Source organism: Leifsonia sp. Leaf264 (assembly GCF_001422325.1).
Lineage (GTDB): Bacteria > Actinomycetota > Actinomycetes > Actinomycetales > Microbacteriaceae > Orlajensenia.
The window spans coordinates 35901-49345 of record NZ_LMMR01000011.1 but is presented as its reverse complement, the minus strand read 5'-3'; the positions used below and the strand labels follow the sequence as shown (position 1 = coordinate 49345).

Below are 13445 nucleotides of genomic sequence, written 5' to 3'. Positions count from 1 at the left end.
GTGCCGACGCCTAACGTCGTCACCATGGAACACCTCGATCGGTCGTGCGGCATCGTGATGCCCGACGGCACGACCTGTGCGGGCATCGTGCCGACGGATGCCGGTCTCAACCTCTGCGAGCCGCACCTGCTCTCGGCGGCCGACGAGGCCGCAGCCACCGTCGGCGTCACCGACCTGCTGCCCGGTCCGTGCCCGGCCTGCGGCTCGCCACTCGGCGTGCGCTATCCGTCGGGCTGGCTCTGCGCCGTCTGCGAGTGGCGTTACGGCACAGCGCCTGACGGCGAGCTCGTACCGCCGCGCCTCGACGTCGTGTACTACATCCGTTACGGAGAGCTGATCAAGATCGGAACCTCAGCCACGCCGCGCCGGCGCATCGCGAGTCTCCCCCACGACGAGGTGCTTGCGTTCGAGCGCGGCGACAGGCGTCTCGAGCAGCGTCGACATGCTCAGTTCGCTGCACGACAGCTGAACGGCGGGGAGTGGTTCCACGCTCACGATGCGCTGCTGCAGCACATCGACACCGTGCGCGGCGGCGTCGACCCGTGGGACATGCACGCCCGCTGGCTCAGCGCCCTGATCGCGCTCTAGGCTCCAGCCGGCGGTTCCCACAGTTCGATCGGAAGCCCCTCGGGATCGTGAATGCGCGCGAAGGTTCCGTACTCGGCCGTGTTCCACTCGTCCCGACGCTCGACGGGGATGCCTGCGGTCTCGAGCCGCGCGGCGAGGTCCTCCAGGCCCGTCACGCGCAGATTGAGCATGAACGGCTGCTCGGCAGGGAAGTAGTCGGAATCAGCCGGGAATGGTGCGAAGACCGTCATTCCCTCCTGCTGCTTCCAGATGTGGTCGTGGCCGGCCTCGACGCCGAGGTGTTCGCGATACCAGGCCGCCCGCGCCGTCGGATCGCCGCTGCGGAAGAAGATCCCGCCGATGCCCGTCACGCCCATGGTGACAACTCCGTCCTGTCGAAGGTCCGTCCTCAACCATGGCATGTTCGGACGAGGTGCTCCAGATCGTCGAGCGATCGGTGCGGCATCCGGACCCATCCGGAGCCATGCCGTGACACATGACAGCGCTGGGCGGCGCGGAGCAGGATACTCATAGCACGGCCGAGATCTCGGCCGTATCAAGCGCCCGGCGCGATGGTCGCCGGCGGAGTGAGATGGGACAACAGCCATGGCCGACGTCACGAGAACCAGCGGCTGGGCCGGATGGATCGGCTTCGCGGCCGTCATCACGCTCCTCAACGGCACCTTCAGCGTGCTTCAGGGCTTCTTCGCGTTGATCGGATCGAACAGCTACTCGGCTGTCGTCGACGGAAGCCTGCTCGTGTTGGACCTCACGGGATGGGGCTGGTGGAACCTCGTCGTCGGCATCCTCCTCATCGCCGCCGGAGTCTCGATCCTGAACGGCGCGCTCTGGGCGCGCATCGTCGTCGCCATCGTGGCGGGCATCAGCGCCGTCGGACAACTGCTCCTGGTTCCGGCTGAACCATGGTGGTCGCTCATCGTCATCGCGCTCGACGTCGTCATCATCTACGCGGTCACGGTGCACGGACGGGAGTTCGCCGCGAGGGACTGACAACGGGAGCAGGCCAGTGCCGTCGACGACGGTTGGAGCAAGCCCGCGACATTCAGAACGGCCACCCGAGCACCGGAGGTTGGAGTGCGAGGAGAGCGGGTACATACTGATGCGATGGCCGCGCCCGAGACTCGCCGATTCGCACGGACGGCGATTGTGGTCGGCGCTCTGGGAGTCGTGTTCGGTGACATCGGCACCAGCCCGATCTATACGATCCAGACCGCCTTCAACCCGGCAGACCCGCATCCGGTTCCGGTCTCGACCGACAGCGTGTACGGCATCGTCTCGATGATCTTCTGGTCGGTGACGGTGATCGTCAGCATCGCCTACGTCGCGCTCATCCTGCGCGCCGACAACGAAGGCGAGGGCGGCATCATGGCCCTTCTCACCCTCATCGGACAGAAGATGATCGGCGGCCGACGGCGAACGAAGATGATCCTGGTGAGCCTCGGGATCTTCGGCGCGTCGCTGTTCTTCGGAGACAGCATGATCACGCCGGCGATCTCGGTGCTCTCCGCCGTCGAAGGCCTCGAGGTCGCGGCGCCCCAGCTCACGGCGTTCGTCATCCCCATCACCCTGGTCATCATCTTCATCCTGTTCTTCTTCCAACGATTCGGTACGGCAGCGGTCAGCCGGTTGTTCGGACCGGTCATGGTCGTCTGGTTCGTCGCCATCGGCGTCTTCGGGATCCTGGGGATCGCTCGGGAGCCGGAGATCCTGCTCGCCCTGTCTCCGACGTATGCGTTGGGATTCGCGTTCACCCATCCATCGATCGCCTTCTTCGCTCTCGCCGCCGTCGTGCTCGCGATCACCGGTGCCGAGGCGTTGTACGCCGACCTCGGCCACTTCGGTCGGCTTCCGATCGCACGCGCCTGGCTGATCCTCGTGTTCCCGACCTGCATCCTGAGCTACTTCGGCCAGGGCGCCCTCATCCTCAACGACAGGTCGGCCCTCTCGAGCCCGTTCTTCCTGCTGATCCCCGCGCCGCTCCAGTTGCCGATGGTCATCCTGGCCACAGCAGCGACTGTCATCGCCTCGCAAGCCGTGATCACGGGCGCATTCTCTGTGACGCGTCAACTGGTCCAACTCGGTTACCTTCCCCGGCTGCGCATCGACCACACGTCGGCACGCACCATCGGCCAGGTGTACGTACCGCTGATCAACTGGATCCTGCTGGCCGCTGTCACCGTGCTCGTGCTCACGTTCCGCGAGTCGGCCGCGCTGGCCTACGCGTTCGGGATGGCCGTCACCGGCACCATCACGATCACCACCACCCTCTTCCTCTATTACGCCCGGAAGACCTGGCGCACTCCCCTGTGGCTCGTCATCGTCGGCGGCGGTCTGCTCCTCACCCTCGAGCTGCTCTTCTTCAGCGCGAACCTCACCAAGCTGGTCAGCGGAGCCTGGCTGCCGTTGGTCATCGCCGTCGTCGCCTATCTCATCCTGATGACCTGGTATCGCGGCCGCCAGCTCGTCACGGCGCAGCGAGAGGGCGAAGAGGGGCCGCTCGACTCCTTCCTCGAAGGGCTCCACGACGGCACCATCGCCGTCGTGCGGGTGCCGGGAACCGCGATCTACCTCAATCGAGGCACGACGACGACGCCCCTCGCCATGCGTTCCACCGTCGAGCATCTCGGGTCATTGCACGAGCACGTGATCATCCTGTCGATCGAGACCGCGCAGACCCCGACCGTCGCACCGGAGGAACGGTTCACCACTGATCCCCTCAAGTTCAGCGACGACGGCATCGAACTCGTGCGGGCACGTTTCGGATACATGGAACGCCCCGACCTGCCGGCGACGCTGAGGACACTCGACCCCGACTCCCTCGAGATCCCTCTCGAGCTGGACGATGCCACCTACTTCCTCTCCACCATCGACCTTCACCGAGGGAACGTCCCGGGACTGGCCCGGTGGCGCAAGCCCCTGTTCCTCGCGACAGCGCGCGGGGCCGCCGATGCCGCCCAGTACTTCGACCTCCCGCGGGATCGCACCATCCTGATGGGATCACGCGTCGAGATCTGACGATCCCACCCGGGTCCCGCTCCGGTGACCCGGCAGGCGCAATGGGGCATCGCCTCGGTGCCGACGGGCTACCTCAGGTACACGTAGAGGGCTGCGATCCGCCCATCGCGGACGATCATGACGTCGGTCCCGTTCACGACCGGATCGGCGCCGGCGGGGCCGTACGACCACTCGAGGGTCGCGAGGTCCTGGACGTCGTGCGACGCTCCCGGCACGAACTCGAACCCGGGCGTCCTGGCGTGCAGTTCCCGGATCTTCTCGTTGATCGCCTCGGGACCGATGGCCACTCCGTCGTGGTCGGCGAACCGGGCGTCCGGGGCGTAGAGCTCGGCGAGCAGCGGGAGACGCCGCGACTCATCCCGCTCGTTGAAGACGCCGAGAAGATTGCGGTGGAGGAGGTCGTCGAAGTCGGTCACAGTTCTGTCTACACCCTCGCTCGCGTCGGCAGGGCCGCTCCGCGGAGTCGGCTCACGAGCAGCCCGCTGTCGGTGGTACCTGCCATGATCCCCCGAGACGGACGATGGGGCTGGAGGCGGCATGCGGGGCGAGGCGACAGTGCTGCACGCCGACCTCGACGCCTTCTACGCCTCGGTCGAGCAGCGCGACACGCCTGCCCTGCGCGGCCGCCCCGTCATCGTCGGCGGCGGCGTGGTGCTGGCAGCCAGCTACGAGGCGAAGGCCCGCGGAGTCCGCACCGCCATGGGCGGTCGGCAGGCACGCGAGCTGTGCCCCGATGCCATCGTCGTTCCGCCTCGGATGGACGCCTACTCCGCCGCCAGCCGCGACGTCTTCGCGATCTTCCGCGACACGACCCCGCTCGTGGAGGGCCTGTCGATCGATGAGGCGTTCCTGGAGGTCGGCGGCCTTCGACGCATCGCCGGCACCCCTGAGCAGGTAGCAGTGCGGTTGCGCGAGCGAGTCCGCGTGGAGGCGGGCCTGGCGATCTCGGTGGGAGTAGCCCGCACCAAGTACCTGGCCAAAGTCGCCAGCGCGGTCAGCAAGCCCGACGGGCTGCTCGTGGTCGAGCCCGACCGCGAGGAGGCGTTCCTGCTCCCGCTGCCGGTCGAACGACTGTGGGGAGTCGGCGCCGTCACCGCCGAGAAGCTGCACAGACTGGGGATCACCACAGTCGGACAACTCGCCGAGCTCGAGGAAGCGACAGCCGAGAGGCTCCTCGGCAAGGCGACCGGTGCGCACCTGCACGCGCTGGCCCGTCTGCGCGACCCGCGCCCCGTCGACACCACGCGTCGCCGATCATCCATCGGATCGCAGCGCGCACTCGGCAGACACCCGCGTTCGATCGAGGAGCTCGACATCATCCTCACCCAGATCGTCGATCGGCTCGCCCGCCGCCTGCGTGACGGCGACCGGGTGTGCCGCACTGTCGTGCTGCGGCTTCGCTACGGCGATTTCGCGAAGGCCACCCGATCGCGCACGATGGGCTCGGCATCCGACCGCACCTCGCTACTCCTGGCCATCGCTCGCGAGCTGCTCGAATCCGCCCACCCCGAGATAGCGGAACGCGGCATCACCCTCATCGGCGTCTCGCTGTCGCAGTTGGCCCGCGCCGACAGCCTCCAACCCGAGCTGCCGATCGACTGGAACGACCAGGCACGTCTGGACAGCGTGCTCGACGCCGTCCGTGATCGCTTCGGCGCGGCATCCGTCGCCCGGGCGACGCAGCTCGATCGCGATCCGGGCTGGTCGACGCCGCTGCTGCCGGAACACGAGTGACCCCGTCGCCGGCGAGCACCCGGAGATGCTCGTCGGCGACGGGGCCACGCGTGGTCGAACTAGTTGTGGGCCTTCTCCACCTCGAGGAAGTCGTCCACGCCGGCGGCCTCGGCCTCACGGCGGCGTGCGCGCAGAGACGGCGCTGCCAGGGCTGCGATGATCGCAAGCACGCCGACGCCGGCCGACACCCAGAAGCCGATCGTGAAGGCGTCATCGGTGGGGGCACCCTGGGCGGTGACGTTGGAGGAGATCAATGCGGCGATGACGGCCGTGCCGACGCTGCTTCCCACGGTGCGGATGACCGTGTTCGCGCTGATCGCCTCGCCGGTCTGGGCCGCGGGGACGCTCTCGACGATGGCGTTCGAGGTCGCAGCGAGCGCCATGCCGATACCGATTCCGGTCAGGATGCCCGACACGATGATCTGCCACTCCTCCGCGTGACCGAGAGCGGGGATCAGGAACGCGATGGTGACGGCGACGCCACCGACGATCATCGGGATCTTCGGTCCGATGCGGCGGATCAGGATGCCGGCGGCGACACCCGAGAGCACCATCGCAACGACTGTGGGAAGCAGGTAGAGGCCGGCCTCGCTGACGCTCTTGCCGAAGCCGTAGCCGAGCACCGACGGCAGCTGAAGCAGGGTGGGGACCAGGATGAAGGTGCCGAACATCGCGAAGCCGAAGGCGAGCGCCACGATGTGGGCGGTCCAGACGCCGCGGTGCTTGAACAGACGCACATCGATCAGCGGTTCTTTGACGCGCAGCTCGACGAACACGAACACGATGAGAGCGACGCCACCGAGGATGAGCAGCCCGATGGTCTTGCCGTCGTCCCAGCCCCACTTCTCGCCTTCACTGATGGCGAGAAGCGCCGAGACCAGGCCGATCGAGAGGATCGCCGTACCGAGCATGTCGAGGCGACCCGGGGTGCGCACCGGCGACTCCGGGATGCCGAAGATCGCGCCGAGAAGGGCGATGGCGACGAGCACCGCGGGGAACCAGAACAGCCAGTGCCAGCTCAGGGCCTCGACGATGGGACCCGCAGCGACGATGCCGACTCCGGCGCCGATGCCGAAGATCGCCGACAGCAGACCGATCGTCACGCTCACGCGCTCCTTGGGCAGCTCGTCGCGAACGATTCCGATCGACAACGGCATCACGGCGCCGGCGGCTCCCTGGAGGACGCGGGCCACGATCAGCACGCCGAGGCTCGGGGCGAGCGCCGCGAGCACGGTTCCGACGAGCAGCAGTGCGAGGACCACGATGATGACCTTGCGCTTGCCGACCATGTCGCCAAGCCGTCCGAGGATCGGCGTCAGAACAGCGGCCGACAGGAGGTAGGCGGTGAGAACCCAACTCGCGTCAGCCGTCTCGACACCCAGGTCGCTGCCGATCGTGCCCAGCGCCGGTGCGACGAGCGACTGCAGAACAGCGAACGACAGACCTCCGAGTGAGAGGAACAGGATGATGGCGGTTCCGCGGGACCCGGTCGCCTTCTGCGCCTGGAGGGAACCCGTTGTGGGGTTCTGGATGATGCCGGACATAGATCTCCTCGAAACGATGTAAACACACGCTGACTTATCGATTATTCCGACAGTGACCCACTTTGTCAACATTTGTTTACTTCGCGGTGAAAACCGCTAGATTGAGTGAGGACGTGCACCATGACTGACGAGACGAAGAGGTCCCCGACGATGTTGACCAAGACAGCGACGCCGAACGCGGATGACGAGATCATCCGCTCGGGCCGTGATTCATCCGCCACCCGACGGGCCCTCGTGCGCGCGGCACGCAGGCGCTTCGCGACCGACGGGTACCGAGCCACCACGGTGCGGCAGATCGCCGCGGACGTCGGCGTCAACGTCGCCCTGATCAATCGGTACTTCGAGTCGAAGGAGGGTCTCTTCGAGGCCTGCATGCAGCGCACCTCGAGCGAACTGGATTCGCAGACTCCGACCGCCTCGTCCGGTGGCGACGTCGTCGAACGTCTCATCGCCCACGTGGTCAACTCCCCCGACAGCGATGACCCGCTGCAATTGCTGTTGCTCCTGCGCTCATCGGGCGACGAGAACGCGGATCGCGTTCGTCGCAGCACCCTGGAGCACTTCACGGAGAGGCTTGCGGCGGCGGCGGGATGGAACGCCGATGAGCCGGCGACGGCCCCGATCCTCCTGCGGGCCCAACTCGCCATCGCGACCATGCTGGGTGTGGTGATGCTCCGGACATCCGCCGGTGTGCACCCCATCGCGACGGCGTCACCCGAGGAGTTGACCGAGCCGCTCGAACCGGTCCTGCGACTTCTGCTCCGCCCTGAGCGCCCCGACCGCAGACGCTGAGGGAGACAGTGACCAGCGGCTCAGGCGATCCACTCGTCCATCAGGCGCCAGTCCTCCAGTTCACGTGCTGAGAATGGACGGGCCTGGATGACGGAGATCGACCGCGCCTTCTCGTAGATCGCGAAGATGGTCTCGAGTTCCACCAGCTCGTCGACTGAGACCGATCCCGAGATGGCCGTGACACCGGGCTGCCGTCCGACCAGGCGAGCCGCGACAAGGACGTCGTGGAGATCGAGCAGCCGAGACGAAGACGTACAGCCGTGCGCGTGCATCACGTTCTCAGACGACGCCTGCGGTGCCGAGAAGGGCGCCTATGGCGAAGGTGGCGACGAGGGCGATCGCTCCTCCTATGACGACACGCGACATCGCGCGCAGTCTCGAGCTTCCTCCGATGCTCGCTGCGATCGATCCGGTGAGCGCCAACGCCGCCAGCACGACCACGAATGTGACGGGCACGCGCCACCCCTCGGGGGGAAGGAGAATGGCGAGGAGCGGAAGGATGCCGCCCAGCGTGAAGGCGAGAGCCGACGCGAAGGCGGCGTGCCACGGGCTCACCACGTCGTTGGCATCGATGTTCAGCTCTGCAGAGAGATGGGCCGCGAGCACGTCATGCGCGGTCAGCTCGACCGCCACCTGCTTCGCCGTCTCCGCTGACAGGCCGCGCGCCTCGTACAGTCCGGCGAGTTCGGCCAGCTCCTGCTCGGGCATGTCCTCGAGCTCTCGGCGCTCCTTCTCGATCAGGGCCTTCTCACTGTCGCTCTGGCTGCTCACCGAGACGTACTCCCCCAACGCCATGGACACGGCACCGCCGACGAGCCCGGCGATCCCAGCCGTGAGGATCGGTGCGCTCGCCATGGTCGCACCGGCGACGCCGACGACGATCGCGGCCACTGAGACGATGCCGTCGTTGGCGCCCAGGACACCGGCCCGCAGCCAGTTCAGGCGCTGGGCGATCCCTCCCCGGTGCGGCTCGTCTGCGTGTTGATCGTGAGGAGGTACTGGTGCGATCGACATGCGGCCACTCAACCACTCATCCGGAGCTGCGGCTAAGAATGCTGGAAGAAAGGGAGGTCATCCTTGAGGTGGACGACAGGAGAGGGACGATGACCACCACCACCCGGGCGACCACTCGGTGGAACCCCACCCGCGATCGGGACCGCCGTGTCCGCACGCGCAGGAGACTGCGCTCCGGCGATCTGCTGCTCATCGCATTCTGGACCTCGGTGGCGCTCGCCGTCGGCCTCTACCTCGCCTATGGAGGGCTGAGCTCGGTTGCGAGCCCCTCGAGCCTCATCGACGCCGTGGGCATCACGGCCGGCCTCATCGGCACGAACCTGATCCTGGTGATGCTGCTCATCGCCGCCCGCATCCCGATCATCGACCGCGCAGTCGGACAGGACGTGGCGATGGCTTTCCATCGACGCTTGGGCAAGCCAGCGCTCTACCTCCTGCTCGCACACTTCGCCCTTCTCACCGTGGGGTGGGCCATGGCAGACGGACAGAGCGTGGTCGTCGAGACTGTGACGATGTTCACCACGCCCGACATGGCTTTCGCCTACCTCGGTCTCGGACTGCTGATCGTCGTCGTCGTGAGCTCGCTCGTCGCGGTGCGACGCCGCTTCCCCTACGAGGCCTGGCATGCCATCCACCTGCTGAGCTACGCCGCCGTGCTGGTGGCTGTTCCGCACCAGTTGAGCGTGGGCGGTGTGCTCGCCGAGGGAACCTGGCAGCGCACCTACTGGATCATCCTCTACGTCCTGGCCTTCGCGGCCGTCGCGTGCTTCCGCTTCGCGGTGCCGATCGTGCGCTCGTTCAGGCACGGCATCCGGGTAGCCGGGATCGAGAACGTCGCCACCGGCGTCTACTCCATCCACCTGACCGGACGCGACCTCGACCACCTCCGCATCAACGGCGGCCAGTACGCCATCTGGCGGTTCTGGAGCGCTGGCACGTGGTGGCACGCTCACCCGATCTCCTTCTCCGCTGTACCCACCGACACCTCGGCACGCATCACCGTGCGGGAACTCGGCGCCGGAACAGCGCGTCTCTCGCGGTTGCGGCCCGGAACTCCGGTCTCGATCGAGGGTCCGTACGGTGTGTTCACCGATGTCACCAGAACATCACCGCACCTGGCGATCATCGCGGCCGGCATCGGCGTCACACCAGCACGCGCCCTCCTCGAGCATTCCAGCCTGGCGCCCGGAGAGGCGACCCTGCTGCTTCGGGGAACGGATGAGAACCAGAACTACCTCTGGGACGAGACGATCGCGTTGGCCACCGCATCGCGTGGACAGGCGTACACGATGACAGGTCGTCGACCCGCGAACCTCGACACCTGGATGTCGGCCGACGACTATCGGCGCGGTGTCACCCTCGGCAGTACGTTCCCCGACCTCGCCAGCTCCGACCTCTACATCTGCGGACCGCAGGCGTGGTCGGACCTGGTGGTCGCGGATGCCCAGGCCGCCGGCCTGCGCGATGAGCAGATCCACGTGGAGAGGTTCGACTGGTGAGAAGACGAGCAGCAGCGGCGAGCATCCTGTCGGCATCGGCCGTCCTGGTCATCAGTTGGCAGATGGGAGCGCAGGCCCATGTCGGGTCCCCGGGGCTGGCCGCGCCCACCGCGAGCGGCACGACCCCTGCCGGGACGACCGGCGGCTCCGAAGGCTCAGCCACGACCGGCACCTCGGATGCCTCGACGAGCACGGGCTCGGCAAGCTCCGCCGGGGGCACGTCCGACACGGGCATCGGCACCGACACGGGCACGAGCGCCCAGGCACCCGCCGCGGCTGGGCCATCCGGAACCTTCACAGGAGCGGTGGCGAGCACCCGTTTCGGCGATGTGCAGGTGCAGATCATCGTTGCTGATGGCTCCATCACCGACGTCGAGGCACTGCACCTCACGGATGCCGATGGCCGCTCCGTGCAGATCAGCAATAGCGCCGCCCCTGTGCTGCGCGAGGAAGTGCTCTCGGCGCAGTCGGCCTCCGTGCAGATGGTGTCAGGTGCCACCTACACCAGCGAGGCGTATCTCACGTCCCTGCAGTCGGCGATCGATCAGGCCGGGCTCTGACATGCATCGCGAGCACTTCGAGACCATGGGGACCGTTGCGAGCCTGGCGTTCGCAGCCGGTCCGCCGGATGCTGCGCTGCTCCCCACCATCCACGCCGCCTTCGACGAGGTCGAGGCCCGATTCAGTCTGTATCGACCGAACAGCGAGATCAGCCGCATTGCCAGCCGAGAATCGGCCATGACGAAGGCGTCGCCCGAATTCCTGTCGTCCTATGCCGCAGCCATCGACTGGAAACTCGCCACCAACGGCACCTTCGACCCTCATCGCCCGGACGGCGTCATCGACCTCTCCGGCATCGTCAAGGCGCAGGCCATCCAGTGCGCACTCGACCTCGTGCAGGGTGCCGGCATCGCCGATGCGCTCGTCTCCATCGGTGGCGACGGTGTCGTCATCGGGCATGCGGATGCGGCCGGGCAGGCGTGGACTGTCGGCGTCCTCGATCCGGACGACCGTGGGGCGCTGCTCTGCACCGTCCCGCTCGACCCGCAGCGGCCGGCCATCGCCACCTCGGGCACCGCCGAGCGCGGTGAACACATCTGGCGTCAGGGCCTCGCCGACTTCCGTCAGGTCACAGTCGTCGCATCCGACATCGTGACGGCCGATGTGCTCGCCACTGCGATCCTCTCGGGCGGGCGTGCAAGCCGCGATGCCGCTACCGATAGCTGGGATGTCGACGTGCTGATCGTCGACCTGGATGGCGTCGTCGAGGTCACCCCGCGGCTGCGCGGTCTGATCACGCAGCACGCTGCCTAGACTTCGAGCATGACCGAGCACGCGCGCATCCTGGTGGTGGAGGACGACGGTCGTCTCGCCGGAATGCTCGGTGAGTTGCTGGAGGGTGAGGGATACGCCGTCGTCATCGCCCGAGACGGACAGCGAGCGCTGCACGAAGGACTCACCTCCAGCTTCGACCTCCTCCTGCTCGACCGGGGGCTCCCGGTGATCGAGGGCCTCGACGTGCTCGACAAGCTCCGCGCTCGGGGCGTCGCGACACCAGCGCTGGTCCTCTCCGCCCTCGGAAATCCGGCGGATCGCGTCGAAGGGCTCGACCGCGGTGCCGAGGACTACCTGTCCAAGCCCTTCGACATCGGCGAGCTCCTCGCCCGGATCCGGGCCCTGCTGCGGCGTCGCGCACCGACCTCCCCCGTTCTCCCCGTTCCCGGTGGGCGATTCGACGCCGACAGCCGCCTCGTGACCCTCGACGGAGCGGGGAGCATCATGCTCTCGGAGCGCGAGAGCGACCTGCTCGAGAAGCTCGCGCGACGGCCGAACCAGGTGTTCGAGCGAGCCGACCTGCTGGACGAGGTCTTCCCCGATGCTGACGACCTCGGTGTCGTCGACACCTACGTGCACTATCTGCGGCGCAAACTCGGTCGCGGCGTGATCCTCACGGTGCGCGGCATCGGCTATCGCATCGGGGTCCAGCGATGACGGGGCCAGCGAGGAACACGGCCGACGATCGAGAGATGCGGCGGGCTGTGCGCCGACTCACGCTGCAGTTCACCGCTCTCATCGGTGTGCTCTTCCTGCTGCTAGGCGCCCTGGTGTACGGCCTCGTGAGCCGCAGCGCCAACGAGACTCTCGACCGCACCCTGCGCGACGCCGCCCAGGTCGACTCGCCGCGTGACCTTCCAGCAGGAGTGTGGGTGACGATCATCGACGACGACGGTGACCCCACTCGATCGTCCCGAGGGATGCCAACGGGGCTACCCGACACGGCCGCGCTCGCCCAGGTGGGTGCGAGCGGCCAGGCGCTCAGCTCAGAGGTGTCCGCCGATGGACATACCTTCCGCGTGCTCACGTCTCTTGAACACGGGCACGTGGTGCAGGTGGCCGTCGACGAACAGGAAGCCCGCGAAGAGCTGTCACGCCTCCTCACCGCATTGGTCGCCGCCGGAGTGGCAGCGCTCGTGGTGAGTGCTGTCGCAGCCACGTGGATGGCCCGACGCGCCATCCGTCCGCTCGCCGACGCACTCTCCCTTCAGCGCCGATTCGTCGCCGACGCCAGCCACGAGCTGCGCACGCCCCTCACCCTGCTCAGCACCCGGGCGCAACTGTTGAGGCGCCGCGTGCCGCTCGCCGAGGAGAGCGGCGCGCTGGGGACGGGCCTCGACGAGATCGTGCAGGACGCACGTGACCTCACAGCCACCCTCGAGGACCTTCTCATCGCCGCCGATCCGCGTGAGGTGACGAACTTCGAGGACATCGACCTGACTGCGAGCATCCGGGAGGTTGCCGCCACGTTCACCACGGAGGCATCGGACCGGGGCATCGAGCTCGATGTCACGGATGCAGCACCCCTCCCGATCTCAGGCGCCCCGGCAGCACTTCAGCGCATGCTCGTCGCACTGCTGGCCAACGCTCTCGACCACGCGCGCCGCCGGGTGACGATCACGGCGACAACATCCGGAAAGGAGGCCGTCGTGACCGTCGCGGACGACGGCCCGGGATTTCCCCCGGAGTTGGCCGGCCGCGCCTTCGAGCGATTCGCCACCTCGCGCCCCATCGACACCGACCCGACCGGACAGCGTCACTACGGGCTGGGCCTGGCTCTCGTCTCCGATGTCGCCAGCCGTCACGGTGGATCCGTCGCGATTGCCGCCACCTCACCGGGCGGCGGCGCCAGCATCACAGTGCGCATCCCCGTTCGGGATCGCTGAGCGATTCCTCCCCCGGCTGCTCGATCTCGCCCGTCCAG

At 67.5% G+C, this 13445-nt stretch carries 15 protein-coding genes; 10 read left to right on the top strand and 5 right to left on the bottom strand.

Annotated elements, in window-relative coordinates:
* The first annotated feature begins 24 nt into the window (after window positions 1-24).
* Window positions 25-588 carry a GIY-YIG nuclease family protein gene (locus tag ASF30_RS21880; RefSeq protein ID WP_235480461.1) on the top strand — a complete coding sequence of 188 codons (564 nt, stop codon included), beginning with the start codon at window positions 25-27 and terminating at the stop codon, window positions 586-588.
* Here ASF30_RS21880 and ASF30_RS21875 read toward each other — a convergent pair.
* Window positions 585-944: a VOC family protein gene (locus ASF30_RS21875; protein ID WP_055911734.1), complete on the bottom strand. Its 360-nt coding sequence runs from the start codon at window positions 942-944 to the stop codon at window positions 585-587. The genes ASF30_RS21880 and ASF30_RS21875 overlap by 4 nt on opposite strands.
* Window positions 945-1173: 229 nt before the next feature.
* On the opposite strand from ASF30_RS21875, the gene ASF30_RS21870 reads away from it, so the two are divergent.
* Complete coding sequence (locus ASF30_RS21870) at window positions 1174-1578, top strand: DUF7144 family membrane protein (RefSeq protein WP_055911731.1); 405 nt, start codon at window positions 1174-1176, stop codon at window positions 1576-1578.
* A 114-nt stretch (window positions 1579-1692) separates the two neighbouring features.
* A complete protein-coding gene (locus ASF30_RS21865) occupies window positions 1693-3603 on the top strand; it encodes a potassium transporter Kup (RefSeq protein WP_055911728.1) in 1911 nt (636 codons plus the stop codon).
* 68 nt (window positions 3604-3671) lie between these two features.
* Here the strand turns inward: ASF30_RS21865 and ASF30_RS21860 are convergent, their stop codons facing one another.
* Window positions 3672-4019: a nuclear transport factor 2 family protein gene (locus ASF30_RS21860; protein ID WP_055911725.1), complete on the bottom strand. Its 348-nt coding sequence runs from the start codon at window positions 4017-4019 to the stop codon at window positions 3672-3674.
* A gap of 121 nt (window positions 4020-4140) precedes the next feature.
* Between ASF30_RS21860 and dinB the strand changes: the two genes are divergently transcribed.
* Complete coding sequence (gene dinB / locus ASF30_RS21855) at window positions 4141-5337, top strand: DNA polymerase IV (RefSeq protein ID WP_055911722.1); 1197 nt, start codon at window positions 4141-4143, stop codon at window positions 5335-5337.
* Window positions 5338-5396: 59 nt separating this feature from the next.
* Here the strand turns inward: dinB and ASF30_RS21850 are convergent, their stop codons facing one another.
* On the bottom strand, window positions 5397-6881 hold the full coding sequence (locus ASF30_RS21850) for an MFS transporter (RefSeq protein ID WP_055911719.1): 1485 nt from the start codon (window positions 6879-6881) through the stop codon (window positions 5397-5399).
* A 120-nt stretch (window positions 6882-7001) separates the two neighbouring features.
* Between ASF30_RS21850 and ASF30_RS21845 the strand changes: the two genes are divergently transcribed.
* The gene (locus tag ASF30_RS21845; RefSeq protein ID WP_055911716.1) at window positions 7002-7673 is read left to right on the top strand and encodes a TetR/AcrR family transcriptional regulator; all 672 of its coding nucleotides are present in this window, start codon (window positions 7002-7004) and stop codon (window positions 7671-7673) included.
* Window positions 7674-7693: 20 nt separating this feature from the next.
* On the opposite strand, the gene ASF30_RS21840 is transcribed toward ASF30_RS21845, so the two are convergent.
* Both ASF30_RS21840 and ASF30_RS21835 read right to left on the bottom strand, forming a co-directional pair.
* Window positions 7694-7948, bottom strand: coding sequence for a hypothetical protein (locus tag ASF30_RS21840; protein WP_157497576.1), 255 nt, complete (start codon window positions 7946-7948; stop codon window positions 7694-7696).
* A gap of 4 nt (window positions 7949-7952) precedes the next feature.
* Window positions 7953-8687 (bottom strand): VIT1/CCC1 transporter family protein, encoded by a 735-nt coding sequence (locus tag ASF30_RS21835; RefSeq protein WP_055911712.1) that lies wholly within the window; start codon window positions 8685-8687, stop codon window positions 7953-7955.
* 89 nt (window positions 8688-8776) lie between these two features.
* Here ASF30_RS21835 and ASF30_RS21830 point away from each other — a divergent pair, with 89 nt between their 5' ends.
* Genes ASF30_RS21830 through ASF30_RS21810 form a run of 5 tightly spaced genes read left to right on the top strand, consistent with a single transcriptional unit; the run spans window position 8777 to window position 13407 of the window.
* On the top strand, window positions 8777-10186 hold the full coding sequence (locus tag ASF30_RS21830) for a ferredoxin reductase family protein (RefSeq protein WP_082468269.1): 1410 nt from the start codon (window positions 8777-8779) through the stop codon (window positions 10184-10186).
* The gene (locus ASF30_RS21825; protein ID WP_055911710.1) at window positions 10183-10746 is read left to right on the top strand and encodes an FMN-binding protein; all 564 of its coding nucleotides are present in this window, start codon (window positions 10183-10185) and stop codon (window positions 10744-10746) included. The genes ASF30_RS21830 and ASF30_RS21825 overlap by 4 nt, the downstream gene beginning before the upstream one ends.
* Before the next feature lies 1 nt (window position 10747).
* Window positions 10748-11500 (top strand): FAD:protein FMN transferase, encoded by a 753-nt coding sequence (locus ASF30_RS21820; protein ID WP_235480459.1) that lies wholly within the window; start codon window positions 10748-10750, stop codon window positions 11498-11500.
* Window positions 11501-11509: 9 nt separating this feature from the next.
* Window positions 11510-12178 carry a response regulator transcription factor gene (locus ASF30_RS21815; RefSeq protein WP_200918510.1) on the top strand — a complete coding sequence of 223 codons (669 nt, stop codon included), beginning with the start codon at window positions 11510-11512 and terminating at the stop codon, window positions 12176-12178.
* A complete protein-coding gene (locus tag ASF30_RS21810) occupies window positions 12175-13407 on the top strand; it encodes a sensor histidine kinase (protein ID WP_082468268.1) in 1233 nt (410 codons plus the stop codon). The genes ASF30_RS21815 and ASF30_RS21810 overlap by 4 nt, the downstream gene beginning before the upstream one ends.
* Window positions 13408-13445 lie beyond the last annotated feature (38 nt).

Bases quoted from the DNA above. Each gene is read 5' to 3' on its own strand.
- ASF30_RS21880 (WP_235480461.1), top strand. From the start codon at position 25: ATGGAACACCTCGATCGGTCGTGCGGCATCGTGATGCCCGACGGCACG.
- ASF30_RS21875 (WP_055911734.1), bottom strand. From the start codon at position 944: ATGGGCGTGACGGGCATCGGCGGGATCTTCTTCCGCAGCGGCGATCCG.
- ASF30_RS21870 (WP_055911731.1), top strand. From the start codon at position 1,174: ATGGCCGACGTCACGAGAACCAGCGGCTGGGCCGGATGGATCGGCTTC.
- ASF30_RS21865 (WP_055911728.1), top strand. From the start codon at position 1,693: ATGGCCGCGCCCGAGACTCGCCGATTCGCACGGACGGCGATTGTGGTC.
- dinB (WP_055911722.1), top strand. From the start codon at position 4,141: ATGCGGGGCGAGGCGACAGTGCTGCACGCCGACCTCGACGCCTTCTAC.
- ASF30_RS21850 (WP_055911719.1), bottom strand. From the start codon at position 6,881: ATGTCCGGCATCATCCAGAACCCCACAACGGGTTCCCTCCAGGCGCAG.
- ASF30_RS21845 (WP_055911716.1), top strand. From the start codon at position 7,002: ATGACTGACGAGACGAAGAGGTCCCCGACGATGTTGACCAAGACAGCG.
- ASF30_RS21835 (WP_055911712.1), bottom strand. From the start codon at position 8,687: ATGTCGATCGCACCAGTACCTCCTCACGATCAACACGCAGACGAGCCG.
- ASF30_RS21830 (WP_082468269.1), top strand. From the start codon at position 8,777: ATGACCACCACCACCCGGGCGACCACTCGGTGGAACCCCACCCGCGAT.
- ASF30_RS21820 (WP_235480459.1), top strand. From the start codon at position 10,748: ATGCATCGCGAGCACTTCGAGACCATGGGGACCGTTGCGAGCCTGGCG.
- ASF30_RS21815 (WP_200918510.1), top strand. From the start codon at position 11,510: ATGACCGAGCACGCGCGCATCCTGGTGGTGGAGGACGACGGTCGTCTC.
- ASF30_RS21810 (WP_082468268.1), top strand. From the start codon at position 12,175: ATGACGGGGCCAGCGAGGAACACGGCCGACGATCGAGAGATGCGGCGG.